The 24,925-nt window shown below is 67.1% G+C and carries 29 protein-coding genes, 1 tRNA gene and 1 rRNA gene; 7 read left to right on the forward strand and 24 right to left on the reverse strand.

What is annotated here, in order from left to right; all coding sequences use genetic code 11:
* Positions 1–31: 31 nt before the first annotated feature.
* Positions 32–331, reverse strand: a complete 300-nt coding sequence (locus AB0I14_RS27065; protein ID WP_358028415.1) for a hypothetical protein — start codon at positions 329–331, stop codon at positions 32–34.
* Between the two features lie 213 nt (positions 332–544).
* Here AB0I14_RS27065 and AB0I14_RS27070 point away from each other — a divergent pair, with 213 nt between their 5' ends.
* Together AB0I14_RS27070 and AB0I14_RS27075 are read left to right on the forward strand one after the other, a co-directional pair.
* Positions 545–1,282 (forward strand): hypothetical protein, encoded by a 738-nt coding sequence (locus AB0I14_RS27070; protein WP_358028418.1) that lies wholly within the window; start codon positions 545–547, stop codon positions 1,280–1,282.
* Complete coding sequence (locus AB0I14_RS27075; protein WP_358028421.1) at positions 1,279–1,635, forward strand: hypothetical protein; 357 nt, start codon at positions 1,279–1,281, stop codon at positions 1,633–1,635. Before AB0I14_RS27070 ends, AB0I14_RS27075 begins: the two co-directional genes overlap by 4 nt.
* Positions 1,636–1,757: 122 nt before the next feature.
* Here AB0I14_RS27075 and AB0I14_RS27080 read toward each other — a convergent pair whose 3' ends face one another.
* The gene (locus tag AB0I14_RS27080) at positions 1,758–2,015 is read right to left on the reverse strand and encodes a DUF3297 family protein (RefSeq protein ID WP_358028424.1); all 258 of its coding nucleotides are present in this window, start codon (positions 2,013–2,015) and stop codon (positions 1,758–1,760) included.
* A gap of 154 nt (positions 2,016–2,169) precedes the next feature.
* On the opposite strand from AB0I14_RS27080, the gene AB0I14_RS27085 reads away from it, so the two are divergent.
* Entirely contained in the window at positions 2,170–2,568 is a 399-nt protein-coding gene (locus tag AB0I14_RS27085; protein WP_358028427.1) for an ester cyclase, read from the forward strand.
* Between the two features lie 9 nt (positions 2,569–2,577).
* Complete coding sequence (locus AB0I14_RS27090; protein WP_358028429.1) at positions 2,578–2,811, forward strand: hypothetical protein; 234 nt, start codon at positions 2,578–2,580, stop codon at positions 2,809–2,811.
* 107 nt (positions 2,812–2,918) lie between these two features.
* Here the strand turns inward: AB0I14_RS27090 and AB0I14_RS27095 are convergent.
* The 9 genes from AB0I14_RS27095 to AB0I14_RS27135 form a co-directional block, all read right to left on the reverse strand.
* Positions 2,919–2,992, reverse strand: a tRNA-Pro gene (locus AB0I14_RS27095).
* Positions 2,993–3,072: 80 nt separating this feature from the next.
* Positions 3,073–4,014, reverse strand: a complete 942-nt coding sequence (locus AB0I14_RS27100) for a sulfite exporter TauE/SafE family protein (RefSeq protein WP_358028432.1) — start codon at positions 4,012–4,014, stop codon at positions 3,073–3,075.
* 243 nt (positions 4,015–4,257) lie between these two features.
* Positions 4,258–5,040: a sulfite exporter TauE/SafE family protein gene (locus tag AB0I14_RS27105; RefSeq protein WP_358028435.1), complete on the reverse strand. Its 783-nt coding sequence runs from the start codon at positions 5,038–5,040 to the stop codon at positions 4,258–4,260.
* A gap of 74 nt (positions 5,041–5,114) precedes the next feature.
* Positions 5,115–6,533 carry a ribosome biogenesis GTPase Der gene (gene der, locus AB0I14_RS27110; RefSeq protein ID WP_358028437.1) on the reverse strand — a complete coding sequence of 473 codons (1,419 nt, stop codon included), beginning with the start codon at positions 6,531–6,533 and terminating at the stop codon, positions 5,115–5,117.
* Entirely contained in the window at positions 6,530–7,216 is a 687-nt protein-coding gene (gene cmk, locus AB0I14_RS27115) for a (d)CMP kinase (protein WP_358028440.1), read from the reverse strand. The genes der and cmk overlap by 4 nt, the downstream gene beginning before the upstream one ends.
* Positions 7,213–7,953 carry a pseudouridine synthase gene (locus tag AB0I14_RS27120; protein WP_358028442.1) on the reverse strand — a complete coding sequence of 247 codons (741 nt, stop codon included), beginning with the start codon at positions 7,951–7,953 and terminating at the stop codon, positions 7,213–7,215. Before AB0I14_RS27120 ends, cmk begins: the two co-directional genes overlap by 4 nt.
* 1 nt (position 7,954) lies before the next feature.
* On the reverse strand, positions 7,955–8,692 hold the full coding sequence (gene scpB, locus AB0I14_RS27125; protein WP_358028444.1) for an SMC-Scp complex subunit ScpB: 738 nt from the start codon (positions 8,690–8,692) through the stop codon (positions 7,955–7,957).
* 8 nt (positions 8,693–8,700) lie between these two features.
* Entirely contained in the window at positions 8,701–9,558 is an 858-nt protein-coding gene (locus AB0I14_RS27130; RefSeq protein WP_358028510.1) for a segregation/condensation protein A, read from the reverse strand.
* Positions 9,559–9,566: 8 nt separating this feature from the next.
* On the reverse strand, positions 9,567–10,451 hold the full coding sequence (locus AB0I14_RS27135) for a ParA family protein (RefSeq protein ID WP_358028446.1): 885 nt from the start codon (positions 10,449–10,451) through the stop codon (positions 9,567–9,569).
* Positions 10,452–10,604: 153 nt separating this feature from the next.
* Between AB0I14_RS27135 and AB0I14_RS27140 the strand changes: the two genes are divergently transcribed.
* Positions 10,605–11,357: a class I SAM-dependent methyltransferase gene (locus AB0I14_RS27140; RefSeq protein ID WP_358028448.1), complete on the forward strand. Its 753-nt coding sequence runs from the start codon at positions 10,605–10,607 to the stop codon at positions 11,355–11,357.
* Here AB0I14_RS27140 and xerD read toward each other — a convergent pair.
* The 6 genes from xerD to AB0I14_RS27170 all read right to left on the reverse strand — a co-directional run bounded on the left by xerD (position 11,354) and on the right by AB0I14_RS27170 (position 17,569).
* Positions 11,354–12,310 carry a site-specific tyrosine recombinase XerD gene (gene xerD / locus AB0I14_RS27145; RefSeq protein ID WP_358028449.1) on the reverse strand — a complete coding sequence of 319 codons (957 nt, stop codon included), beginning with the start codon at positions 12,308–12,310 and terminating at the stop codon, positions 11,354–11,356. The two genes, AB0I14_RS27140 and xerD, sit on opposite strands and share 4 nt — an antisense overlap.
* Positions 12,307–12,927, reverse strand: a complete 621-nt coding sequence (locus AB0I14_RS27150) for an NUDIX hydrolase (protein WP_358028452.1) — start codon at positions 12,925–12,927, stop codon at positions 12,307–12,309. Before AB0I14_RS27150 ends, xerD begins: the two co-directional genes overlap by 4 nt.
* Complete coding sequence (locus AB0I14_RS27155) at positions 12,920–14,695, reverse strand: CTP synthase (protein WP_358028454.1); 1,776 nt, start codon at positions 14,693–14,695, stop codon at positions 12,920–12,922. Before AB0I14_RS27155 ends, AB0I14_RS27150 begins: the two co-directional genes overlap by 8 nt.
* 110 nt (positions 14,696–14,805) lie before the next feature.
* Positions 14,806–15,747, reverse strand: a complete 942-nt coding sequence (locus AB0I14_RS27160; RefSeq protein WP_358028457.1) for a copper transporter — start codon at positions 15,745–15,747, stop codon at positions 14,806–14,808.
* A 15-nt stretch (positions 15,748–15,762) separates the two neighbouring features.
* Positions 15,763–16,947, reverse strand: a complete 1,185-nt coding sequence (gene steA / locus AB0I14_RS27165) for a putative cytokinetic ring protein SteA (protein WP_358028460.1) — start codon at positions 16,945–16,947, stop codon at positions 15,763–15,765.
* A gap of 100 nt (positions 16,948–17,047) precedes the next feature.
* Positions 17,048–17,569: a CGNR zinc finger domain-containing protein gene (locus AB0I14_RS27170; RefSeq protein ID WP_358028463.1), complete on the reverse strand. Its 522-nt coding sequence runs from the start codon at positions 17,567–17,569 to the stop codon at positions 17,048–17,050.
* Positions 17,570–17,712: 143 nt separating this feature from the next.
* On the opposite strand from AB0I14_RS27170, the gene AB0I14_RS27175 reads away from it, so the two are divergent.
* Together AB0I14_RS27175 and AB0I14_RS27180 are read left to right on the forward strand one after the other, a co-directional pair.
* The gene (locus tag AB0I14_RS27175) at positions 17,713–18,174 is read left to right on the forward strand and encodes a VOC family protein (protein ID WP_358028466.1); all 462 of its coding nucleotides are present in this window, start codon (positions 17,713–17,715) and stop codon (positions 18,172–18,174) included.
* A gap of 14 nt (positions 18,175–18,188) precedes the next feature.
* Positions 18,189–19,073 carry a pyridoxamine 5'-phosphate oxidase family protein gene (locus AB0I14_RS27180; protein WP_358028512.1) on the forward strand — a complete coding sequence of 295 codons (885 nt, stop codon included), beginning with the start codon at positions 18,189–18,191 and terminating at the stop codon, positions 19,071–19,073.
* Here the strand turns inward: AB0I14_RS27180 and recN are convergent.
* The 7 genes from recN to rrf form a co-directional block, all read right to left on the reverse strand.
* Positions 19,070–20,830 carry a DNA repair protein RecN gene (gene recN / locus AB0I14_RS27185; RefSeq protein ID WP_358028468.1) on the reverse strand — a complete coding sequence of 587 codons (1,761 nt, stop codon included), beginning with the start codon at positions 20,828–20,830 and terminating at the stop codon, positions 19,070–19,072. The two genes, AB0I14_RS27180 and recN, sit on opposite strands and share 4 nt — an antisense overlap.
* A 6-nt stretch (positions 20,831–20,836) precedes the next feature.
* On the reverse strand, positions 20,837–21,760 hold the full coding sequence (locus AB0I14_RS27190; protein WP_358028471.1) for an NAD kinase: 924 nt from the start codon (positions 21,758–21,760) through the stop codon (positions 20,837–20,839).
* Positions 21,757–22,566, reverse strand: a complete 810-nt coding sequence (locus AB0I14_RS27195) for a TlyA family RNA methyltransferase (protein WP_358028474.1) — start codon at positions 22,564–22,566, stop codon at positions 21,757–21,759. Before AB0I14_RS27195 ends, AB0I14_RS27190 begins: the two co-directional genes overlap by 4 nt.
* 6 nt (positions 22,567–22,572) lie before the next feature.
* Entirely contained in the window at positions 22,573–22,779 is a 207-nt protein-coding gene (locus tag AB0I14_RS27200; protein ID WP_358028477.1) for a hypothetical protein, read from the reverse strand.
* A 13-nt stretch (positions 22,780–22,792) separates the two neighbouring features.
* Positions 22,793–23,806, reverse strand: a complete 1,014-nt coding sequence (locus AB0I14_RS27205; RefSeq protein WP_358028479.1) for an HAD-IIA family hydrolase — start codon at positions 23,804–23,806, stop codon at positions 22,793–22,795.
* 1 nt (position 23,807) lies between these two features.
* Positions 23,808–24,662 (reverse strand): tetratricopeptide repeat protein, encoded by an 855-nt coding sequence (locus tag AB0I14_RS27210; protein ID WP_358028482.1) that lies wholly within the window; start codon positions 24,660–24,662, stop codon positions 23,808–23,810.
* A gap of 178 nt (positions 24,663–24,840) precedes the next feature.
* Positions 24,841–24,925, reverse strand: a 5S ribosomal RNA gene (gene rrf, locus AB0I14_RS27215); the annotation flags it as partial.

The raw sequence follows: 24,925 nt of genomic DNA on the forward strand, positions 1-24,925 counted from the left end.
ACAGGTCTTTCGCAGGAAAGTCCGACGACTCCTATTCGGCGTCGCTGATGTCTTCCAGGCGCTCGCTCACCCTCGCCAGCGCCTCATCGAAGACGTCCACCTTCTCGCCGCGCTTCTCGTTGGCCGGTTGGGCAGCGCCACGGCCACCTTCCGCCTCCACCCGCGCCGCACCCTGGCGCCGCAACAGGCTGAAGTTCTTCTCACGCGCTTGCCTGAGCCGGCTCAGCAATTCCTTCAGAGACTTCTCGTCCATGCGGGCCAGAGCCTCGGGATGGCTCTCGTCGATCAACGAGTTTTCCTGGGGGGTCAGATTCACGTGGTGGTTGCTCACCATTGATTCATAGCGCGGCCCGGCCGTGCCGAGGAAGGGATTCGCGACGTTCAGATATCGAACCGTCGCTCCGAGGCCAGGACGTGTTCACGTTTGCCATGAGATCAACACCGTGGATTTGCAGATCTTCGGCGCGCCGGAGCAGGCGTCGGACGCAACCGGCGCGATGATGCAGATGTGGTTGTTGATGCGAATGTGACAAACGTCGTGCCGGTGCCCCCAACGTCCGAGCCGGAAGCCGACGAGGTGCGCGGTAAACCCGAAGCAGTTGCCAGTTCGCCGTCTGAGCAGCAGCGCGTCTGGACGATGCCCAAGCCTCCGGTGACGCGCAAGCAGGCCGACGAGGTCGGACGGATCGCACTCAAAGCCGGCACGGCCATCATCGCGTTTATCGCCGGCGTTGCGCGATATGTCGCCCGCACCGTAAGGCAGCTGGCACTGGCGATCGATGCGGTGCCACCGGCCGTGCGCGTGCTGGCACTGACGGGCGTACTCACGCTCCTGGGTGTCGTCGGGGCGATCGCGCTGGAAGGCACCGTCGGCCTGGTGTGCATCGTCGTGGTGATCCCGCTGTGCTCGATCACCCTCGGTGCGCTTGGGCACCGTTGGTACAGCGGGCTCAATGAGCAGCCCGCGCCGCGCGCGGAAAGCACGGCCGTAGGGGCGCCGGCCGTGGCCACCTCGGCGCCGGACCTGCAGCGGTCGATCGAATACGTCGACAAGAAGCTCACCCTCGCCCTCAACGCGTTCGGCGCCGAGCGTCAACAACACGCGATGATTGCCCTCTTCCAGGCCAAGACCGCCGTCGAACTCACGCTCGGGACGGAGCAGGACACAGCGAGCCATGTCGACGCGCTCCTGTCCGTGGACGACCACGACTCGCGGCCCCGAATCCGGGTCGGCTCCGCGTCAAAATCGTTGCGCGAAAACAATTCCCTGGCCGCATCATGACCGAGCCCACCCTCTCCGGTCAGGTCGCCCTCATCGAGGACGACTACACGTTGGTCATCAATCGTGGAGCTGAGGCGGGTGTGACACCGGGCATGGTCTTTGCCGTGCAGTCCGAGTCGGATCAGGTGATCACCGACCCCGAATCCGGCCGGGAATTGGGCAGACTCACGCGCGAGAAGCTTCGGGTGCGAGTGTTCGACGTGCATCCGTTGTACTCCCGCGCCCACACGTTCGCCAGGACCGACGACTTCTACGGTCTGTTCCAGGCAACGGCGGAGGTGACGGTGGACATCGGTGACAGCTTGGAGTTGGTGTCCGGAGAAGCCGAGGTCCGTCGGGCAGCGTCCGGGTAGTTCGGGCACAGGTTCCGCTCGGTTGCGCACCCACACCCGCAACCGAAACGTGCGTCGGTGCGGGCGGAAAACGTGACTGAGTCTGACGAACCCAAACCGCCCCGGTACCCCAAGGGCGTCCGCTATTTCGCTAGGCGGAAATAAGGTTCAACCGTGCCGCTGAGCTTGACGACCATCGGATTTCCGCGGCGATCCTTGGCGGTAGGGACTTCCACACGCACCCAACCCTCGGCCACGTTGTATTCGTGCACATTGGTTTTCTCGACGCCATTGAAGCGAATACCCACGTCGCGGCGGAGCGCCTCTTCGCTATAGAAGGCGCTGCGCGGATCGATGGAGAGGTGATTCGGTGGGACGTCTGTGTTCTGATCCTGGGACATGATGGCTTTCGTTGGATGCTGCGTTGGGTTCTTGGATTTGATTCTCTAAGAACGTACGCGACCCTGTAGTAGCGGGTTCCGCGTAGGTCTTGGCGGGCCGCGCGCACATGTCGAAATCCCTACGGCCACGGCAGAAGAGTGGGATCGTTCAGACATGCGATCAACTGAGATCGTCAGGGCGTTTTGGGACGACGTCTGGAACGCCCACGAAGCCGATGCCGTCGGCCGGTTCGCCGCCGCCGACGTCGTCATCGAAGCTGGCGGTCAGAAAATCTCTGGACTGGACGAGGTCAAACATTGGGTGCAGCAATTCCTCGATCACGTCAACGACTTGCACGTCAACCCAGTCGAATCCTTTCAAAACGAGGATGGCACCCGCGTCACCTCCAGGTGGATACTGACGGGGACCAACAACGGCATTCTCGGCACCGAACCCAACGGTAAGCCGATCGCCATGACCGGCACAGCCGTCTGGTCTGTGGCCGACGGCAAGCTACAGCACGGTTGGGTCGAACAGGCCTCATTCGAGCTGTACCACTCGTTGCTCGCGTAGTAGCCCGCTGTGCAGACACGATTCGAGCGGCTGGCGATGGCAGCGAGCGCGCTCGCCCTATCCGCCGTCGTCGGCGCGCCGAGTGCCTCGGCCGAACCGATCGCGACCTGCACCAGCGACGTCGTTGACGGCGTCGAGGTCGATTACTGCGTCGGCAGCCCGAACGGGAACGCGGACACCGTCACCGGTGTGCCGGGCGTCAACGTGGACTTCGAATTCGGTTTGGGAATTGGCCTGGGCTGACTATCAACCGGAAGGTACTCGACGGATTGGCATCCATGCCGCCAACGGGTATGAAAAAGGCGGTTCTCGATTTCTCGAAAACCGCCTCTGAACTGCCACTTCATCTGTCGGGCTGACAGGATTTGAACCTGCGACCACTTGACCCCCAGTCAAGTGCGCTACCAAGCTGCGCCACAGCCCGCTTGCTTCCGGCTTACACCGGCAGCGAGTCGAAAGCTTACCGTAGAGACCCGGTTTCGCCCCAATCGCTCCCCCTGCGCGTCACCGTGCTGCCGTGTCCGGCTCGTCTGCCAGCTCTTCCTCGGCAGGCTCCTCGGCGTCGAGCTCCTCGGGCAGGTATTCGGGCGCCCGGGAGGTGCGCCAGGCGTAGAGCACGAGCCCGGCCCAGGCGACGGCGATCGTGACGTAGATGACCGTCGAAGCCGCACCATGAATACCGAAGTACTTCAGCAGCTTCTGGGCATTCGTCAGCACGATCACGCCGCCCACCGCGGTACCCAGCAGTGCCGGGCTGACCTTGGACACCAGCCAGGCCGCCAGCGGTGCGGCGATCACACCGCCCACCGCCAAGCCCGCCACGATCGGCAGGTTGTGCAGGAAGTCCTGCCGCAGCCCGACCAGGAAGCCCAGCGATGCCGACACCGCGACCAGGAACTCCGAGGCGCTGACCGAGCCGATCACAGTGCGGGGCGCGGTCTTGCCCTGCGACAGCAGCGTGCTGGTGGTCACCGGACCCCAGCCGCCACCACCGGATGCATCGATGAAGCCGCCGAACAAACCCAGCGGGGTGAGGAATTTCGCGGTGTGCGACGTGCGGCCCGCACGGAAAACCGGCGGCGAGCCCAACGAGAATCGCAACAGCACATACATACCTATGCCCAGCAGGATCGAGGCCATTAGGGGCGCGGCGTCCTCGGTCGACAGCGAGGAGAGCACTGTCGCCCCGACGAAGGCGCCGATCGCTCCGGGCACACCCAGCTTGAGCACGATGCTCCAGTCGATGTTCTTGAACCGCCAATGCGAAAGACCCGACGCCAGCGTGGTTCCGACCTCCGCCAGATGCACCGCAGCGCTGGCCTGTGCCGAAGCCACCCCGCTGAGCACCAGCAGGGTCGAGGCGGTCACACCGAAGGCCATCCCGAGCGCACCGTCGACCAACTGGGCCCCGAGGCCGACGAGCGTGAAGATCAGAAGCGAACGCATTGGTTCGGCTGCTTTCGATTGTGGTCACCGCCCCGGGTGACCCGACGGAAGGTTGGGCGCGTGTCTATCGACCCGCGCGACACCACTCGTCGAAAGCCATCAACCGGCGCGACGGCCAGAAGGGCTCGAGGGCAGCCAGAGCGGACGGTGCGGTGCGGTAGGCGAGTTCGGCCACCGGTCACCCCTTCCTGCTCGACAGTTGACGCGACTTTACCTGAGGCTTCGGACAGGCAAGGCCCGGCCCTACAGGCTCAGCAACCGGTACAGGCCGATCAGTCCCACCACCACGATCACGGCGCGCAACGCGTTCGGCGACAGCCGGCGTCCGTAGTGCGCGCCGAGGAAACCGCCGATCAGAGAACCGACCGCGATCAGGCCGGCCGCCGCCCAGCTGATCCGGTCAAACGCGACGATCGTGTACGCGAGCGCCGCGACGATGTTGACCAACAACGACAGCAGGTTCTTGGCGGCATTCATCCGCTGGATGGACTCGGGCAGCAACGCTCCCATCACCGCGATCAGCAGGATTCCCTGGGCTGCGGTGAAGTAGCCGCCGTAGACACCGACGGCGAACGTGCCGATCACCAGAACGGCCATCCGACGCGGGCTGACATGGTCGGCGGACTGCCCCGACCCCTCGGCCCGCTGCCGTACCCAGGCCTGAATCCGGGGGCCGACGACCACCAGGACCAGCGCCAGGATCAGCAGGACCGGCACCACCGTGACGAACACTTTTTCCGGCAGGTGCAGCAGCAGCCACGAGCCCAGCCCGGCACCGATCAGCGATCCGGGGATCTGCCAGCGCAACCGCTTCCACTGGCCCCGCAGCTCTCGGCGATAGCCCCAGGTGCCCGATACCCCGCCGGCGACCAGACCGACGGCATTGGACATCGTCGACGTGACCGGCGGAATCCCCAGCGCCACCAGCGTGGGAAAGGTGATCAGCGTGCCGGACCCGACGATGGCGTTGATCGCGCCCGCCCCGACACCGGCCAGCGCGATCAGGATCATGTGGGTGACGGACACTCAGGCCACCCTACCCACGCGGTTTGGGTGCGTTTACCGGCGCCCACCGCCGCTGAACGCACCCAAATCACGGGCTAGCGCCTCTTGGGTGCCCCGCGCTTCTCGCGGACCCGCACATTGATCCGCACCGGGCTGCCGTCGAAACCGAACTGCTCACGCAGGCGACGCTCCAGGAACCGGCGGTAGCCGGCCTCCAGGAACCCCGACGTGAACAGCACGAAGGTCGGCGGCCGGGTGGCCGCCTGGGTGGCGAACAGGATCTTGGGCTGCTTGCCGCCACGCACCGGCGGCGGCGTTGCCGCCACGATCTCTTTGAGGAAGTTGTTGAGCTGACCGGTCGAGATCCGCTTGTCCCAGGACGCCAGTGACGTCTCCAGGGCCGGCACCAGCTTCTGCACCGCCCGGCCGGTCATGGCCGAGATGTTGACCCGCGGCGCCCACTGCACCTGCGCCAGCTCACGGTCGATCTCTTTGTCCAGCAGGTACCGCCGGTCCTCGTCGACCAGGTCCCATTTGTTGAACGCGACGACCAGTGCACGCCCGGCCTCGATCACCATCGACAGCACCCGCAAGTCCTGCTCGGTCAGCGGCTGGGAGGCATCGATCAGCATAATCGCCACTTCGGCCGCGTCGATCGCGCCATGGGTGCGCACCGAGGCGTAGAACTCGTGTCCGCTGGCCTGCCCGACCTTACGACGCAGACCCGCGGTGTCGACGAAACGCCATGTCTTGCCGCCCAATTCGATCAGCGAGTCGACGGGGTCGACTGTCGTGCCTGCGACGTCGTGCACCACCGAACGCTCGTCGCCGGCCAGGCGGTTCAGCAGTGAGCTCTTGCCGACGTTCGGCTTGCCCACCAGTGCCACTCGGCGCGGACCACCGCTACCGCTGCCGCCCACTTCCGAGACCTCGGGCAGCTTCTCCATCACCGTGTCGAGCAGATCGGCCACGCCGCGACCGTGCATGGCGCTGATCGCGTGCGGCTCGCCGATGCCCAGTGACCACAGTGCCGCGGCGTCGGACTCACCGCGCTGCGTGTCAACCTTGTTGGCGGCCAAGAAAACCGGCTTGCCCGACTTACGGAGCATGCGGGCCGCCGCCTCGTCGGCCGATGTTGCACCGACGACTGCGTCGACGACCAGGATGATCGCGTCGGCAGTGCGCATCGCCACCAGCGCCTGATCGGCCACCAGCTGCTGCAGGCCCTTGGCGTCGGGCTCCCATCCCCCGGTGTCCTGCACCATGAACCGGCGGTTCAGCCAGGTCGCGTCATAGGACACCCGGTCACGGGTCACCCCGGGAATGTCCTGCACGACGGCTTCGCGCCGCCCCAGGATCCGGTTCACCAGAGTCGATTTCCCGACATTGGGCCGGCCGACGACGGCCACCACCGGAGGCGGCGCCGCGGCCTCCTCGAGAACCTCGGCAACCTCGTCGCTGAACTCCCAGTCGCTCTCGTCCGACCAGGTGCCGTCACCATCAGAATCGCTCATCGGCGCACCCCCGCGTGCTGGGTCACCAGGTCGAGAAGGTGTGCCACGACCTGTGTTTGGTCCATATCACTCGTGTCGACCACCAGTGCATCCTCGGCCGCCCGCAACGGGGAAACGGCACGCGTGGAATCCAGGTGGTCGCGGCGCTGCACATCGGCGAGCACCGTCGCGTAGTCGTCGGGCAGACCGCTCGCGATGTTCTGGGCGTTGCGGCGCCGGGCACGTTCCTCGGCCGAGGCGGTCAGGAAGATCTTGACGTCGGCCTTGGGCAGCACGACGGTGCCGATGTCGCGGCCCTCCACCACCACGCGTCCACCCGAGGACGCCAACTCGCGCTGCAGATCGACCAGCCGGGTACGTACCGCAGGAACCGCCGACACCGCCGACACCGCGCGGGTCACCTCGTCGCCGCGAATCTCGTCCGAGACGTCTTCGCCCGCCAGGTACGCGCGGTCCTCACCGGGATCCGAACCGACACCGATCACCGCTCCCGATGCCACCGCGTCGATCGCCGCGGCATCGTCCAGGTCGGCCCCGGCGCGCAGCACGGCCAGCGTCACGATGCGGTACATCGCACCGGTATCCAGGTAGCTCGCACCCAGTGCTTGTGCCAAACCTCTTGAAACCGAAGACTTTCCGGTCCCGGCTGGTCCATCGACCGCCACCACCAGAGATCCGCTCACATTCCCACCGCCTGATAAAGCTCGCCGATTTCCTTGCGGCTGAGCGCCCTGATACTGCCCGGCCGCTGGTCCCCCAGCGCCACCGAACCGATGTCGGTGCGGACCAGCTCCTGCACCGGGAAATCCACCGCGGCCAGCATGCGCCGCACGATGCGGTTGCGGCCCTCGTGCAGGGTGACCTTCACCAGCGTCTTCCCCGGAACCGTGTCCACCACCGCGAAATCATCCACGTGAGCAGGGCCGTCGTCCAACTCGACGCCGGCGCGCAGCTTCTTGCCGAGTCCGCGCGGCACCGTGCCGATCACGGTCGCCACGTAGGTCTTCGGGATCTCATACGACGGGTGCATCAGCCGGTGGGCGAGCTCCCCGTCGTTGGTCAGCAGCAGCAGTCCCTCGGTGTCGGCGTCGAGGCGGCCGACGTGGAACAGCTTCTTGTTACCCCGAACCCGGTGCTCCACCAGGTCTCCGACACATGGCCGGCCACGTTCGTCGGACATCGTGGACAGCATGCCGATCGGTTTGTTGATCGCCAGGTAGACCAGCGTGTCATCGATGACCACCCGTGAGCCGTCCACCCGGATCTCGGCCACCGCCGGGTCGACCCGCGTACCGAGCTCGGTCACCAATCTGCCGTCCACCTCGACGCGGCCGTCGGTGATCATCCGCTCGGCCACCCGCCGGGAAGCAATTCCGGCCTGGGACAACACTTTCTGTAGCCGTACGCCTTCTTCAGCCATGTCAGTCCTTGTCCACATCGAAGGCCATCGGCCGATCGCCGCCGGGCGAGCCACCGTTGAGTTTGGCGAAACGCGGCTCATCGCCGAGTGATTCGCTCAGATCGTCGATCACGTCGACATCGGGCAGCAGCGGCGCGATGTCGGGCAGATCGGTCAGCGAGGACAGGCCCAGCCGTTCCAGGAACAATTCGGTCGTGGCGAATGCCGCCGCGCCCGAATCCGGATCGGCGCCCGCCTCGGTGATCAGGCCGCGCGCCACCAACGTCCGCATCACCGCGTCCACGTTGACGCCGCGCACCGCGCTCACCCGCGCCCGGGTCACCGGCTGCCGGTAGGCCACCACGGCCAGGGTCTCCAGGGCCGCCCGGGTCAGCTTGGACCTGGCGCCATCGAGCAGTAGCCGCTCGACGTACGGGGCGTAGCGCGCCCGGGTGTACATCCGCCAGCCGCCCGCGGCCTCGCGCAGGTCGATGCCGCTGTCGCGGGCTGCGAAGTCCTCGGCCATCAGCCGCAGCTTCGCCATCACCCGATAGGCGGGCTGTTCGGTCACCGAGGCCAGCGCATCAACCGTCACCGGCGTGTCCACCACCAGCAACAATGCTTCGAGTACGGCACCCAGTTCACCGTCTTCAAGCTCGGGTACCGTCGCCACATCGATGCCCAGGTCATCTCCGACCGGGATCACATCACCCGGGGCATCATCGGACCGCTCTCCGGAATCGGAGATCTCGTCAGTCATTGTTCTCGCTATTCTTCCGCATCTGCGGTTGCCAGATGTTCGCTGGTCGGCCGATCTCCGGTCCACGAAACCTGGAGCACTCCAAGCGCTTCTGGTTGCTCGAATGCTACCGCCCTGGCCCGGAACAGTTCGAGCAGCGCCAGGAAGCGGCCGACGATCTGGAGTCCGTCGGTGCACTCTGCCACGAGTTCGGAGAAAGTTGCCCATTCGCCGATACCGCGCTGTTCAAGCAGGGCGATGATCCGGTGGGCCTGTTCGGGCACCGACACCTTGGGTGCATGGATGTGATCGATGCCAACCGTGGGCACCGGGCGTGGGGTGAAAGCGGCGGCCGCGATCTCGGCGAATTTGCCGGCGTCGACGCCGAGCATCACCTCGGGCAGCAGGTCCGAGAAGCGGTCCTCCAGCGACACTGCGCGCGGATAGCTGCGCAGCGCCGCGGCCTCGAGCTCAGCGAACATCAACGCGACGTGTTTGAACGCCCGGTACTGCAGCAGTCGTGCGAACAAGAGGTCGCGGACCTCGAGCAGGGCGAGATCTTCCTCGTCGTGTACCTCGCCCGACGGCAGCAGCCGGGCCGCCTTCAAATCCAGCAGCGTGGCCGCGATCACCAGGAACGTCGTGGTCTCGTCGAGTTCGAGCCGGGCGCCGATCTCCTTGGTGTAGGCGATGAAGTCGTCGGTGACCTGGTGCAATGCCACCTCGGTGACATCAAGGCGGTGCGCGAAGATCAGCTGCAACAGCAGGTCGAACGGCCCCTCGAAGTTGGTGAGCCGAACCTGGAAGCGATTCTGCTGATCACCGGTGGTCGGCTCCTCCCCGACCGCGGCATCCGCTTCGGCACCATCGGTGGTCGGGTTGTTCAGGACATCGTTCACGCGCCGAACCGGTCGATGACTTCACGCGCCAGCGAGCGGTAGGCGACGGCACCGCCCGATTTGGGCGCCCAGGTGGTGATCGGCTCGCCGGCCACGCTGGTCTCCGGGAAACGCACGGTCCGGGTGATCACGGTGTCGAACACCAGGTCGCCGAACCGCTCCACCACGCGGGCCATGACCTCGCGTGCGTTGACCGTGCGCGGGTCGTAGCGGGTCACCAGGATGCCGCTGATGGACAGCTTCGGGTTCAACCGGTCATGCACTTTGGCCACGGTGTCGGTCAGCAGCGCCAGCCCGCGCAGCGAGAAATATTCGCATTCGGTGGGGATGATCACACCGTCGGCGCAGGCCAGCCCGTTGACCGTGAGCAGCCCCAGCGAGGGCTGGCAGTCGATCAGCACGTAGTCGTAGCGGTCGAGCACCGGGTAGAGGGCCCGGGCCAGGGACTGCTCGCGGCCGACCTCGTTGACCAACTGGATCTCGGCGGCCGACAGGTCGATGTTGCTGGGCACCAGGTCCATGCCGCTGACCCGGGTCTTGATCACCACGTCATCGATGGACACCCGCGGTTCGATCAGCAGGTTGTGCACGGTGTGCTCGAGCTCGTAGTGCGGCACCCCGAGGCCCGCTGACAGCGCGCCCTGCGGATCCAGGTCCACCAGCAGCACCCTGCGGCCGTACTCGGCCAGGCTGGCGCCAAGGTTGATGGTCGAGGTGGTCTTGCCGACCCCGCCCTTCTGATTGCACATCGCGATGACCTTGGCCGGGCCATGCGTCGAGCGGGCCGGCGGTTCGGGGATGTCTCGCGGTGGCCGGCCGGTCAGGCCGAGTTCGGGTGAACTGTGTTCGAACAGCCCGTCATGTCCGCCGTCGTCGGTCACGTCGGCTCCTCGCGCAAGTGCTCGTCGGCCATACCCCTACCACCCCTGGTCAGGTATCCCGCAGTCTCGGCGCACATATCTCGGCAAGTTTAACGTCGGTATGCAGCCAGAACGGGCAGACCCGCGGGCAAACCGGCGCATATGGTGTGCGTCATGAGTCTCAAACAGCGCCTGCCGCTGTTGCGGTGGTCGTTCATCCGGATGGGAATCGGCGCCAGACACTTCGCCCGCACCGGGCAGTGGGGTGACGGGCGGGAGGCCGCGGCGGCCGACTACGTCGTGGCCAATGCCCGCGCGGGCGACCTCGACGACGTCATCTCGACCATCGACAAGTTCGCCTACGAGAAGTCGTTCCTGATCAACGTCGGCGACGAGAAGGGTGCGCTGCTCGACGCCGCAGTCGTCCGGGCCAACCCGCGGCTGGCCCTCGAGCTGGGCACCTACTGCGGTTACGGGGCGATGCGCATCGCCCGCGCCGCGCCCGCTGCCCGGGTGTTCTCGGTGGAGTTCTCCCCCACCAACGCCGACATCGCGCGACGCATCTGGACGCACGCCGGGGTGGCCGACCGGATCACCTGCGTGGTCGGGACCATCGGCGACGGCGGTCGCACGCTCGATGCCCTCGCGGCCAGTGGGTTCGACACCGGCGGTTTGGATTTCGTGTTCCTCGATCACGATAAGAACGCCTACCTGCCGGACCTGCAGAGCCTGCTGGACCGCGGTTGGCTGCACCGGGGCTCGATCGTGGTGGCCGACAACGTGAAGCTGCCGGGAGCCCCGAAGTACCTGGCCTACGTGAGCGCGCATCAGGGCTCACTCTGGGACACCACCCATCACAAGACGCATGCCGAGTACCAGACGCTGCTGCCCGATCTGGTGCTGGAGTCGGAGTACCTGGGCGACTAACGCGCCCGTGGATGGGCGCCCGCCCAGACCTCGCGCAGCGTGTGCACGGTGACCATGGTGTAGATCTGCGTGGTGGTCACCGAGGCGTGGCCCAGCAGTTCCTGCACGACGCGTACGTCGGCGCCGCCGTCGAGCAGGTGCGTCGCGAACGAGTGCCGCAATGTGTGCGGTGAGACGGCCGACGCGATCCCGGCCCGCGCGGCCGCATCCTGCAACACCTGCCAGGCACTCTGGCGGGAAAGCCGGCCGCCGCGGGCGTTGAGGAAGATTCCGGGGGTGCCCCGGCCCCGGCGGGCCAGGTCCGGACGCCCCCGCACCAGGTACGCGTCGAGCGCAGTGACAGCCGGGCGTCCGATGGGTACGAGCCGCTGCTTACCGCCCTTGCCGCGCAGCAGCACCGAACGCGCGTGCGTGTCGATGTCGTCGACGTCGAGCCCGACAGCCTCGGAGATGCGGGCGCCGGTGGAGTACAGCAGTTCCAGCAGTGCCCGGTTGCGCAGCGTCAGCGGGCCGTCGGCCTCGCTGTCCCCGCCGGCGGCCTCGAGCAACGCGAGCACCTCGTCGAGGGTGAGGCTCTTGGGCAGCCGACGACTGGGGGTGGGCGGTTTGACCCCGCGGGCCACGTCGAGTTGGGTGATGCCCTCGGCCGTGGCGAACCGGTGCAGTCCGCGGACTGCGACGACGGCCCTGGCCGCCGAAACCGCCGACAGCGCGGTCACTCCTGATTCCGGGTCGCCCCGACGCAGCGCGATCAGGAAGTCGCTGACATCGGACTCGGCCACCGCGGCCAGATCGTCGATTCCCCGCTGGGTCAGGTGTTCGGCGTAGCGGCGCAGGTCGCGCCGGTACGAACTCAAGGTGTTGGCCGCCACGCCCCGCTCGATCGTCAGGTGATCGAGGTAGCCCTGTACTTGGTCGTCGAGGGCCGATCGGAGGGGCGACGGTGTGGTCATAACAGACCTTTGCGCCGCCTGAACGCTGTCGGCCGGTCGGTCCACACCGCTTCGACCGGTCGTAACGCCTCCGCGTCGGGCAGCGCGTGCGCGGCCAGAATGCCTGCCACCGCAATGCCGTTCACGATGTCGCCGGAGAACACCCGCCGCACGGCCTCCCCCAGCGGCACCCGCTCGACCACCATGTCGGCTTCCTCGTGCTCAGCCTCTGGACGGCCGATGTCGGTCAACCCCGTGGCCAGGAAGATCCGGACGCTCTCGTCGGAGAACCCTGGCGTCGAATCGAGGTCCACCAGGACCCGCCAGTGCGCGGCAGCCAGGCCGACTTCTTCCTCGAGTTCCCGTGCGGCGGTCACCTCGGGAGGTTCCCCACCCAGGTCGAGGAGGCCGGCAGGCAGTTCCCAGAGCCGACGCCCCAGCGGGTGACGGTACTGGTACACCAGTACCACGTTGCCGTCCTCGTCGAGGGCCACCACGGCGACCGCGCCGTAGTGCTCGACAACCTCACGCCGGGCCGACCCGCCGCCGGGCATGCTGACCTCGTCCGCGCGCAGCGCGAAAATGTTTCCGACGTAGACGGTTTCGCTGGCCAGGGTCTCGAAGTCGTGTTCAGCCAAGAGAAGCGGCTTCGGCTTCGTCCTTAGGACTTTCGCCGGCTTCCACTTCCCGACCGTCCTCGTCGAACTGTTCGGGAAGCTCCATTCCGGGCAGCCGCTCCTCCGCCTTGTAGGCGAGTGATGCGCCGATGAACGCGGCGAACAGCGGATGCGGCCGCGTCGGCCGGCTCTTGAGCTCCGGGTGAGCCTGTGTTCCGACCAGGAACGGGTGGATCTTCGAGTCGTACTCCACGAACTCCACCAGGTGTCCGTCCGGCGAGGTGCCGCTGAACCGCAGCCCACTCTCGGCGATCCGGTCCCGGTAGGCGTTGTTGACCTCGAAGCGGTGCCGGTGCCGTTCGGATACCTCGGTGGCCTGGTAGGCCTGCGCCACAATCGATCCGGCCTCCAACACGGCGGGATAGGCACCCAACCGCATGGTGCCGCCAAGGTCGGCCTCGCCGGCAACGGCGTCCTCCTGGTCGGCCATCGTGGAGATCACCGGGTCAGGGGTCTTCGGATCGAACTCTGCGGAGTTCGCGCCGGCGATGCCGACCGACCGGGCCGCCTCGATCACGATGCACTGCAGACCCAGACACAGGCCGAGCACCGGCAGGCCGCGCTTGCGGGCGAAGGAGATCGCCCCGAGTTTGCCCTCGATACCGCGGATGCCGAACCCGCCGGGGATGAGCACCCCGTCGACATCGGACAGCGCGGCCGCCGCACCGGCGTCGGTCTCGCAGTCATCGGAGGCCACCCACCGGATCTCCACCTTGGCGCGGTGTTTGAAACCGCCGGCGCGCAGCGCCTCGGCCACCGACAGGTAGGCATCCGAGAGGTCGATGTACTTGCCCACCAAGGCAATCCGGACCGTCTCCTGCGGGTCGTGCACCCGGCGCAGCAGATCGTCCCACTCCGACCAGTCCACGTCGCGGAACGGCAGGTTGAGCCGGCGCACCACGTACGCGTCGAGCTCCTCGCGATGCAGCACCTTGGGAATGTCGTAGATCGACGGCGCGTCCGGGGTGGAGATCACGCCGTCGATGTCGACGTCGCACATGAGCGCGATCTTGTTCTTGAGTGGTTCGGGAACATCCCGGTCGCACCGCAGGATCAGGGCATCGGGACTGATGCCGATGCTGCGCAGCGCGGCCACCGAGTGTTGGGTCGGCTTGGTCTTGAGCTCACCGGACGGGGCGAGGTAGGGCACCAGCGACACATGCAGGAAGAAGCAGTTGTCCCGACCGACCTCGTGGCGCACCTGGCGGGCGGCCTCCAGGAACGGCAACGACTCGATATCGCCCACCGTGCCGCCGATTTCGGTGATCACCACATCGGGCCGGCGACCGGCCGCATCGGGCGCGGCCATGGCCAGGATCCGGCTCTTGATCTCATCGGTGATGTGCGGGATCACCTGCACGGTGTCGCCCAGGTACTCGCCGCGACGTTCCTTGGCGATGACCGACGAGTAGACCTGACCGGTGGTCACGTTGGCCGACTGGGACAGGTCCCGGTCCAAGAAGCGCTCGTAGTGTCCGACGTCCAGGTCGGTTTCGGCACCGTCCTCCGTGACGAACACCTCGCCGTGCTGGAACGGGTTCATGGTGCCCGGATCGACGTTCAGGTAGGGGTCGAGTTTCTGCATCGTCACCTGCAGCCCCCGCGCGGTGAGCAACTGACCGAGACTCGAGGCAGTCAACCCTTTACCGAGTGATGACGCCACACCTCCGGTGACGAAGAGGTGCTTGGTGGCGGTGTGCGGGTGCTTGCGTAAGGCGGGCAAAAGCATCCTCCGTGACGATTGGCAGGGAATCGAGAAACTGGCTTGTGGCCTGCCGACCCACGGAATCTCACCTTAACACCGACGCCGACAAGCTGTCGCTGACGCGCCGAGTCTCGTTATTGCGGGACGGTGACCGACGTCGCACCCTGCCCGGTTCCGTACCGGCCGGGCTTCGCCCCGCCCACGAGGTCGCTCAGCGCCAGGACGGCGGTGATCTGACCGGCACTGGAATCGGTGTCGTCCACCGTGCTGACCATGGCGCTCAACCCGGCATCTGACCTGGTCACCGCCACCGGACCGGTTCCAGAGGCCGACCCCGAACGTCCCGCGAGTACGGTCCCGGTGCCGTGCGGCACCAGCCCGGCGGCGAAGCGTGCCACGGTCGCGCCGCGATTCCCGCCGTCCTCGCCGAGCCCGCCTCCGGTCACGATCAGCGCCGTGTTGGCCGCGCCGATGTGCGGATCGTCATAGGTCAGGAACCCGGTGTCGCGCAGGGCAGCAAGCACGGTCTGACGCTGGATGTCGTCGACGGGCGCCGCGGCCGGGTTCTTGTCGATCAGCAGCGTGATCCCCAACAGGTCGCCGGCCTGGGAGCCCTGGTCCACCGCCGCGGTGCTCAACTGTTTGCCGGCCGGCACGATCGGCGAGTTGACCACCGAGAGCAGTTTGTCGGCCGAATTCGCTTCGACGAACTCGCTCGTGAGTGACACCTTGCCGGTCACGGTGCCGCCGGCGTCGCGGACGAACCGCGACACCGCGTCGACATCACCGTCGGCAGCGTCCGGCGTGCGGAACACCACCACCGACTTGTCCTTCAATGCGTCGTGCACCATCCGCGGCGCCATCTGTGCATCGAATTCACCTGCGGCATTGAGCTTTTCGTTCAGCGCATTCTTGCCGTCATTCAGCGCCTCGATCTGATGCTGGAGGTCCTTCTTGTCGTCACGAAGTCCCGACAGCACCGTGTTCGACAGCAGTCCCGAACCCAGGGCCACCCCGATGGCCAGTGCCAAGAACACTGCCGCCAACGAAATCGCGTGCGCGCGTAGCGTGATCACAGCTCACCGCCCCACTCAGCTGACCAGGCCCTGCACCCAGAGCGTGAAGCGGTTCCAGTACTCGACGACCCAGTCGAGCAGGGCGCCGTCGGCCCGCGACACCCACAGCGCGACCACCACGGCCACCAGCATGGCCAGCACCAGCAGCGCGATCGCCCCGCCGGACACCCGGCTGCGGTACAGGGTCGCGACCGCCTTGGCGTCGACGAGCTTCTCTCCGACCTTCAACCGGGTCAAGAACGTCGACGGGTTGCTGCGCTGGCGCGAGCGGTCGAAGAACTCCTCGATCGAGGCGGTGTGACCGGCCGTGACGATCAGCGACGCACCGTGGTGATCGCACAGCAGTAACGCGAGGTCAGCCGCCGATCCGGCGGCGGGGAAGGTCATCGCACCCACCCCGAGGTCCTGGATGCGTTCCAGCCCGGCGGCGTGGCCGTCGGCGTCGGCGGGGAGCACCACCTGGGCACCGCACCGCAGCACCTCGACGCTCATCTTGTCCGGGTCGCCGACGATCAGCGCGGGACGGTATCCGGCCTTGCGCAGGACATCCGCGCCGGCCCCGACGCCGACCAGCACCGGCTGGTACTCCTTGATGAAGGGCTTGAGTGCCTTGAGGTCCTCGGCCGCGTCGGGTTCCTCGGCGACGATCACCACGTGGCGACGGTGCAGGTCCACGTCGACGTTCGGGATTCCGATGCCGTCGATCAGCAGCGGGCTCTCGCTGCGGATGAACTCGATCGTGTTGCCCGCGAACGCCTCCAGGTGCGCCACCAGACCACTCTTGGCGTCGTGCATCAACTCGTGGATCTCTTGATCGTTGCGCTCGGTACCCACCGCGATGCGTCGGTCACCGGAATAGACGCCGCCGTTGTTCAGGCGGATCCGCGCTCCGTCTTTGATCTTCCTGAAGACATCCGGCCCGGCCTCGTCGATCAGCACCACGCCGTTGGCGACGAGCACCTCCGGACCCAGGTTCGGATAACGCCCCGAGATGGACGGTGAGGCGTTGACGACACCGGCGATCTGAGCCTCGACAAGCGCATCGGCCGTGATCCGGTCCAGATCCTGGGCGTCGAGGACGACGATGTCGCCGGGGCCGACGCGGCGCAGCAGCCGATCGATGTCGCGGTCCACTCGCGCCGTGCCGGTCACTCCCGGACGCGTACTGGCATTGCGGGTGAGCAGCGTGGACATCTTCATGCGCCGATTCTGTCGGGCATCGCCGGTCAGGAGGCGGAGGCGCGCCGTAACACCAGCCTCACAAGTTGGCTTTTGTCACATCAGTAACAACCAATCGGTCTCAATCCCGCTTCGCCGCGTAGTGCCGCGCCGCCTTGGCGCGGTTGCCACAGGTGGCCATCGAGTGCCAGCGTCGTGCCCCGTTCTTGGAGGTGTCGTGGAACCACAGAATGCAGTGCGGGTGTGCACACTGCTTGATGCGGTCGGGCGCCTCGCCCAGCAACCGCAGCAGGTCCCCCGCGGCCAGCCAGCCGGCCAGCCACTCCGGTTGCTGCACCTCGGCGGCCTCGGCGGGGCCCGACGCCGTGAGCATGCGCCGGATTCGGCCTCGTTCCAGCACCTCATTCACCTCGTCGACGGAACCCGTCTGCAGGGCCCGCAGGATCGCCTCGCGAGCCGCGACCAGCGCGACCCGGGCCTTCTCGTCAGCCTCGCAGCGATCATCCAGCCCATTGGTCAGCAACCAGCACCGCAGGCCCTCGACGTCCGCGAGAAGGTCCTGCGGACCATCCGCCGTCATCCACCGGGTGTTCAGCAGATCCAGCGCAAGAGGTTCGCCCACATGCGGGCGCGGATCACGCATACCTGAGGGTAACCACGCGCCACCGACACCAAGGGCCACCCGCCGAACTAACCATTGAAATTCGATTAGGAGGTTGACGCCGGCGCTGCAGGAGTTCTAACCTGCATAAGCAATCACAACGGTTAGCCATTCAGGAGGACTGCATGACCGGGACCACCACCCCCCAGCTCGCCACCGGACACGTCGGCATCAACGTCACCGATCTGGACCGCTCCGTCGCCTTCTACCGAACCGCCCTCGGCTTCGAACCGCTGGCCGTCCACAGCGAGGGCGAGCACCGGTACGCCTTCCTGGGAGCCGGCGGGACACTGCGGCTGACCCTCTGGCAGCAGAGCAACGGTCGGTTCTCCACGGAAACACCAGGCCTGCACCACCTTTCGTTCGAAGCGGCCAGCATCGACGAGGTGCGGACCGTCGAGGCGGCGCTGAAAGCACTCGGCACCGAGTTCGCGCACGACGGCGTCGTCGCGCACGGGGAGGGCACCGCATCCGGCGGCATCTTCTTCACCGACCCCGACGGAACCCGGCTCGAGGTGTACGCGCCGAATGGGGCGCAGAGCGCTCCCGCACCCAACGGAGCGGCCCCCACCTGCGGATTCTTCTGAGACGAGCGGTGACCATGTATCACTCGGGTGAGTTGGCGGTACAGCGACAGATGGGTCAGGAGACCGTCGCCGCACGCGTCGGCCGGATGATCCGCACCGAAGTTCCGGCGGCCGCCGCCGCATTCCTCGCCGAACAGCCGATGATCGTGGTCGCCGCGGCCGACGACGAAGGCCGGGTGTGGACCAGCTTGATCGCCGGCCCACCCGGCTTCGTCCACGCCGACGATCCGCGCACGATCCTCCTCGAAGCGCTGCCCGCGCCGGGCGATCCCCTCCACGACGTATTGCGCAGCAGTCAGCAGATCGGGATGATCGCCATCGAGCCGCAGACCCGGCGCCGGATGCGGGTCAACGGCACCGCCGAACCGGCGGGGACGGGCCTGCGGATCAACACCGATCAGGTGTATTCGAACTGCCCGAAGTACATCTCGCGCAGGGACATCGCCGAGGTGCGGTCCTCGACGGAGTTGCCCGACGTGCACCGTGGCGAGTCACTCACCGACCGACAGCAAGAGCTCATCGCCACCGCCGACGCCTTCTTCATCGGGTCGGCGGATACGGCGGGTAATGCCGACGCGTCCCACCGCGGCGGCAATCCCGGCTTTCTGCAGGTGCTCTCACCCCGGCGCCTGCGCTGGCCGGACTACCGCGGGAATTCGATGTTCATGACGCTGGGCAACATCAGCGCCAATCCGAGATGCGGACTATTGGTGGTCGACTGGTCCTCTGGATCAACCGTCCAGCTCACCGGTACCGCTGAAATCAGCTGGGAGGGAGTCGATTCCACGACCGGTGCGCAGTGCGCCATCGACTTCACGGTCTCCGAGGTGGTCGAGCTCACCCACGTCAGCCCGTTGCGGTGGAGCACCGGCGAGCTGTCCCCGGCCAACCCGGGCTAGCCCGCGCTACGTTCCTGCTGGGCCGCTTCGAGCAGCTCCCTGGCGTGTGCCCGGCCGCTGTCGGACTCCCCCAATCCGGCCAGCATCCGGGCCAATTCGGCGACCCGGTCCTCGTCGTCGATGCGCCGCACACCGCTCGACTTGGCGCGGCCGTTACCGCTGTCGACCAGCAGGTGGGCATCGGCGAAAGCCGCGACCTGAGGCAGATGGGTCACCACGATGACCTGGTGGGTCCGCGCCAGCCGGGCCAGCCGTCGGCCGATCTGCACCGCGGCCCGGCCGCCGACCCCGGCGTCGACCTCGTCGAACACCATCGTGGTGCCCGCCGTCGACGCCGACAGCACCACCTCGAGAGCGAGCATGACCCGGGACAGTTCACCACCGGAGGCGCTCTTGGCCAGCGGCAGCACGTCCGCGCCGCTGTGTGCGGTGAACCCGAACTCGACCGCGTCCACGCCGTCATGACCGGCGTGCAACAGCTCGCCGTCGGGCATTGTCACCGGCGCGGAATCGTCGGCCCGGGCCGGCATCGGACCCACACCGATGGTGAACACCGCGTTGGCCATGGCCAGGCCGGCAAGTTCCGCGGTCACCGCCTTGGCCAGTCCCTTGGCCGCCTTGGACCGGGCCTTGGTGAGTTCGCCTGCCGCCGCAACCAGTTGACCCTCGAGCTCGGTGACCTTGCTGTCCAGCGCAGCCAGGCTCTCCTCGGACACATCGAGCTGCGCCAACCGATCCGCGGCGTCGCGTGACCACTCCAACACCCCGTCGACGTCGGCGGCGTACTTGCGGGTGAGCGTGCGCAGCTCGGCCTGGCGCGCCAGCTTCGTCTCCAAAGTGCTGGCATCGCTGGGCAATTCGGAGAGATAGTCCCCGAGCTCGCCAGATACGTCACCGATCACCGCCATCGCCTCGGCCAGCCTGACCGCGAGTGCCTGCAGCGCCGAGTCGTCGGTGGATTCCAGCGAGGCTTGCGCCCGGCCCACACCGTCGGCCGCGGAGGTGGACTCCGTGGGCTCGTCGAGCTCGCCGGACAATGAGAAGCGGGCGGTCTGCGCCGCTTCGCGCAGCGCGTCGAGTTCCGAAAGGCGACGGATGTCAGCGATGATCGCCTCGTCCTCACCGGGTTGCGGTGCGACCGCGTCGATCTCCTGGATACCGAAGCTGAGCCGGTCGGCCTCCTGGGCCAGTTCCCGCGCCCGCCGCCGACGGTCGGTCAGGTCACGACGCGCCGCCAGCCACTCGTCGCGGATGCGCCGGTAGCGGGTCAGCGGCTTGTCCACCTCGGCGAACCGGTCCAGTGCCGCCCGCTGCTCGTCGGGCCGCATCAACCGCAACTGGTCGTTCTGGCCGTGCAACGTCAGCACCTGGGCGGTGAAACTGCTCAAGGATTTGGCCGGCACGCTGCGGCCGCCCAGATATGCCCGAGACGGTCCGGCCCGGCTCACCGAGCGAGCCGCGATCACGCTGCCGTCATCATCACGCTCAGCACCGGAGGATTCCAGGATCTCCTCGACCCGCCCGGACACGTCCTCACCGAGTTCGATTGTGCTGAACCGGCCTTCCACCACCGCCCGGTCAGAGCCCGAACGAACCCTGGTCGCGTCCGCCCGCGCCCCGCCGAGAAGGTGCAGGCTGGTCACCACCATCGTCTTTCCGGTGCCGGTTTCACCCGTCAGCACGGTCAACCCACGGTCGAACTCCGCGGTGGCAGCGCTGATCGCGCCCAATGACTCGATACGAATCTCCGACAGCACAGGTATCTACTGCCCCCGCCATCCGGTGACCGGCAGCCGGAACTTGCGCACCAACCGATCGGTGAACGGTGCCGAGTCCAGCCGCACCCACTTCAGCGGCGTACCGCAGCGGGTCACTTCCAGCCGGCCGCCGGCCGGCACCACCATCTCGCGCCGACCGTCACAGAACACCAGGGCGTCGTTGCCGCTCGCCTCGATCTCGATCGCGATACTGGCCAGCGGGCTGGTGACCATCGGACGGGCAAACAGTGCGTGAGCATTGTTGGGCACCACCAGAATCGCCTCCAGGTCCGGCCACAGCACCGGGCCGCCTGCCGAGAACGCATAGGCGGTGGATCCCGTGGGGGTCGACACCAGCACCCCGTCGCAGCCGAACGACGACACCGGCCGTCCGTCCACCTCCAAGACCACGCCGAGCACTCCGAGCCGAGGGCCCTTCTCCAGGCTCGCCTCATTGAGCGCCCAGCCGCGATTGACCACATCGGTACCCACCCGCACCGAGATGTCGAGGGTCATCCTCTCCTCGATGCGGTAATCACGCCCGATGACGCGGTCGAGCACGTGGTCGATGGCCTCGGCCTCAGCCTCGGCCAGGAATCCGATCCGGCCCAGATTGACTCCGAGCACCGGGATCTCGACATTGCGCGCGAGCTCAGCGGCCCGCAGAAAGGTGCCGTCCCCGCCGAGCACCAGAACCAGCTCGCAACCTTCGGCGGCGCGCTCCTCGGCATCGACCACCTCGATGTCGACACCGAGGGCGCGCATGTCGTCGGGCGCCAGATGCAGCGGGCCGCGGTCGACGGCCTCCGCCGAGAGCACCTTCAGACCAATGCCGTTGTCGCCGAGCACCTTTTCCACCCGGCGGGCAACTTCAGTCGCCTCGTCCCGGCCGGTGTGCACCACCAACAGGATCGTGCGTTCAGACGTCATTGCGGCCCCTCCTCGACCGCCCGCCGTACTGCCTGTTCGAGCGCCTCGCCATCCAGCGAACGATCACTCTGTGCACGCAGGTGCAGGAAGTACTCGACATTGCCCGATGGCCCCGGGAGCGGGCTAGCCGTCACATCGACAGCATGCCACTGCAATGCGGCCGCCTTGCGCGCGACCGTGCACACGGCATCGATGCGCAGCTCGGGATCGGACACCACACCGCCGGCGCCCACCCGGTCCTTGCCGACCTCGAACTGGGGTTTCACCATCGGAACGATATCGGCGTCGGCGACCGCGCAGGCCGTCAGCGCGGGAAGGACGGTGGCCAGCGAGATGAAGGACAAGTCGGCCACGATCAGCTGCACCGGACCCCCGATCGCCTCGGCAGTCAATTCCCGCACATTCGTGCGCTCCAGCACGTGCACCCGTTCATCGGACCGCAGCGGCCAGGCCAGTTGTCCATAGCCCACGTCGGCGGCCACCACCTCCGCGGCTCCGCGGTCGAGCAGCACCTCGGTGAAGCCCCCGGTGGAGGCCCCGGCATCAAGACAGCGCCGACCCTCAACAGTGACATCGAATGCGTCGAGCGCACCGATCAGCTTGTGCGCGCCACGTGAGACCCAGGTGCGTTCCGCCGTGGCGATCACGGTGATGTTGGTGTCCGGGGCGACCGCGGTGGCCGGTTTGGCCGCCGGCATACCGTCGATCCGTACACGGCCGGCCTCGATCATCTCGGCTGCCTGCTGGCGTGACCGGGCCAGACCCCGCCGCACCAGCTCGGCATCAACGCGAGCGCGCCGCGCCACCGACGCTCACCTTCCGGTCGCCTGCGGTCCGCCTGGTTGCCCCCTGTCGACGGATTCAAGGGCAGCCACCAGCAGATCGTGGGCCTGCTCGAGTCGCGCGGCCACCACGTCGATGTCCATGCCTTCGAGTGCAGAGGGGTCAGTCGCGGGATCCGGCACATCGGCCAGCACCGCAGCGACCTGGGCACGCAGTTCGTCGGGATCGGTACTCATAGCGACACTCACGCTAGTCGATGGGTGCCGACAGCAAGGACCAACGTTGCAGCGCTCGATGCGCTGTGTCGTCGCCGGCCGACACCGTGAAGGCGTGGTCCAGGTCCGCACCCCAGACCGCATGCGCCGTGGCCCGTACCACCGACAGGTCGTCGCGTGGATTCTGCCCGGTCGCATGCACGGTCACCGCGTTCCGGTCCACGTCGATCCGCCAGGCCGGCTGCGCCCCGATGCGCAGCGCGTCAGCGTCGTCGTGCAGCCCCCGCAGATCCGGGGCCAGGTAACCGGGGCGCTCGGCCGGAACCGCCCGCACCGCCTCGCCGGCCGTGCTGACGCCGGTGAGCACCATGAGACTCGGCAATCCCGCCGCAACGGCGCCGGCGATATCGGTGTCGAGCCGATCCCCCACCACCAGCGGAGTCGCGAACGTCCCACGGCTCAGGGCGTCGTTCATCAGAGTCGGTTGGGGCTTTCCGGCCACCAGTGGGTCCCGGCCGGTCGCCACCCGCAATGCCGCCACCATCGAGCCATTGCCCGGCAGCAGCCCACGCTCGGACGGCAGCGTCAGGTCCACGTTGGCCGCCACCCACAACGCGCCGGCGCGAATGGCGAGTGCCGCCTCGGCCAGATCCGGCCATGCGGTGGTCGGCGAATGCCCCTGCACCACCGCGACCGGACCCTCGTCGAACGTTCGAACCGGCCGCAACCCGACCTTGGTCACCTCGCCGGCAAGCGCATCCGTCCCGACGACGAGGACCGCTGAGTCCGCCGGCAAATGGGCGGCCAGCAGGTGCGCGGCGCTCTGCGCACTGGTCACCACATCGTCGGATTCGGCGGCGAAGCCGAGTTCACGCAGATGCTCGGCGACCTGCTCAGGTGCTCGCGACGCATTGTTGGTGACGTACAGCACCCGTGCGTCCACGCCGGCCAAGCTCTCCAGTGCACCCGCAGTGGGCTCATGCCCGCGAAACACCGTGCCATCGAGGTCGAGCAGCAGGCAATCATGTTGCCGTGCAAGCGTGGTCACGTCAGGACAGCTCCGTGATCCGGTCTTCCGCGTCGGTGACCCCGTCGATATCAGCCTGCTCGGCGTGGACGAACCATTGCAGAGCCTCGTCGCCACGCCCGAGCGCCAGCAGAGTGTCGGCGTATACGTAGAACAGCCGGGCGGCGGTCGGTCCCACCTTGGTCGGGTCCAGCGGCGGGGAGGACAGAATCGCCAACGCCTGCTCGAATTGCCCGAGGTCTGAACGTGCACCAGCCGTGACGATGCGAAGCTCGTCGGCATCGTCGCCGGTGAGCGCGACGGCCTCGTCGCTGCGAGCCAGTTCCAGTGCCCGCTCGGGCCGACCGACACCTCGTTCGCAATCGGCGATCATCGCCAGCAGGGCCGACTTGCTGCCCATCCGCCGCGCCGCACGCAACTCGGCGAGCGCCTGGGCCCAATCGCCGCTGTGATACGCCGCGATACCCACCGCCTCACGCACCACCGCGATCCGTCCGGCCCGGTTACGGGCGGCACGAGCGTGGGCCAGCGCCGTCTCGGGATCCTCATCCAACAGCTTGCCGGCCATCACGAGATGACGGGCGACGAAATCCGCAGTCGTCTTGTCCAGCGTGATCAGTTCCCGACGTACATCGGGCGCCAGTTCTTTCGCCTCGACGTCGGCCGGCAATTTCGGGCCGTCGTTCCTGGGGTCGCCATCCTCGGTGGGCTGCGCCGACCGCGCCCGGCCCGGCCCGGAGGTCCGGGGTGCGCCGGCACGTTGATCCCGCCCGCGCTGATCGTAGTGCCGGCGAGGGCCTGAACTATTGCTCGATGCGCGGTCGTTCGATGCACGCCGCGGGCGCCGCTCTGCGTCGCCCTGTCTGTCTCCGACCACGTGTGCCTTTCTACCCGCCCTTCCCGCAAAGGATACTGGCAGCAGCCACGGCCGACATAATTATGTGAGCGCCGACGCAGCGAGAATCGCTCGAATATCTATTCAATTCGATATGGAAATTTGCAGAATAAAAGCGAATCGCCCCCCACGTAAACGTGGGGGGCGATTCTTAATTTGTGTTCGGCGGTGTCCTACTTTTCCACCCGACAGGGTAGTATCATCGGCGCTGGCAGGCTTAGCTTCCGGGTTCGGGATGGGACCGG

Source organism: Mycobacterium sp. NPDC050441 (genome assembly GCF_040655355.1).
Taxonomy (GTDB): domain Bacteria; phylum Actinomycetota; class Actinomycetes; order Mycobacteriales; family Mycobacteriaceae; genus Mycobacterium.

Bases quoted from the DNA above. Each gene is read 5' to 3' on its own strand.
- AB0I14_RS27175 (WP_358028466.1), top strand. From the start codon at position 17,713: ATGACCGGGACCACCACCCCCCAGCTCGCCACCGGACACGTCGGCATC.
- AB0I14_RS27170 (WP_358028463.1), bottom strand. From the start codon at position 17,569: ATGCGTGATCCGCGCCCGCATGTGGGCGAACCTCTTGCGCTGGATCTG.
- AB0I14_RS27200 (WP_358028477.1), bottom strand. From the start codon at position 22,779: ATGAGTACCGATCCCGACGAACTGCGTGCCCAGGTCGCTGCGGTGCTG.
- AB0I14_RS27080 (WP_358028424.1), bottom strand. From the start codon at position 2,015: ATGTCCCAGGATCAGAACACAGACGTCCCACCGAATCACCTCTCCATC.
- scpB (WP_358028444.1), bottom strand. From the start codon at position 8,692: ATGACTGACGAGATCTCCGATTCCGGAGAGCGGTCCGATGATGCCCCG.
- AB0I14_RS27100 (WP_358028432.1), bottom strand. From the start codon at position 4,014: ATGCGTTCGCTTCTGATCTTCACGCTCGTCGGCCTCGGGGCCCAGTTG.
- AB0I14_RS27190 (WP_358028471.1), bottom strand. From the start codon at position 21,760: ATGACGTCTGAACGCACGATCCTGTTGGTGGTGCACACCGGCCGGGAC.
- AB0I14_RS27180 (WP_358028512.1), top strand. From the start codon at position 18,189: ATGTATCACTCGGGTGAGTTGGCGGTACAGCGACAGATGGGTCAGGAG.
- der (WP_358028437.1), bottom strand. From the start codon at position 6,533: ATGAGCGATTCTGATGGTGACGGCACCTGGTCGGACGAGAGCGACTGG.
- AB0I14_RS27075 (WP_358028421.1), top strand. From the start codon at position 1,279: ATGACCGAGCCCACCCTCTCCGGTCAGGTCGCCCTCATCGAGGACGAC.
- AB0I14_RS27155 (WP_358028454.1), bottom strand. From the start codon at position 14,695: ATGCTTTTGCCCGCCTTACGCAAGCACCCGCACACCGCCACCAAGCAC.
- AB0I14_RS27140 (WP_358028448.1), top strand. From the start codon at position 10,605: ATGAGTCTCAAACAGCGCCTGCCGCTGTTGCGGTGGTCGTTCATCCGG.
- steA (WP_358028460.1), bottom strand. From the start codon at position 16,947: ATGAAGATGTCCACGCTGCTCACCCGCAATGCCAGTACGCGTCCGGGA.
- xerD (WP_358028449.1), bottom strand. From the start codon at position 12,310: ATGACCACACCGTCGCCCCTCCGATCGGCCCTCGACGACCAAGTACAG.
- AB0I14_RS27085 (WP_358028427.1), top strand. From the start codon at position 2,170: ATGCGATCAACTGAGATCGTCAGGGCGTTTTGGGACGACGTCTGGAAC.
- AB0I14_RS27120 (WP_358028442.1), bottom strand. From the start codon at position 7,953: ATGGCTGAAGAAGGCGTACGGCTACAGAAAGTGTTGTCCCAGGCCGGA.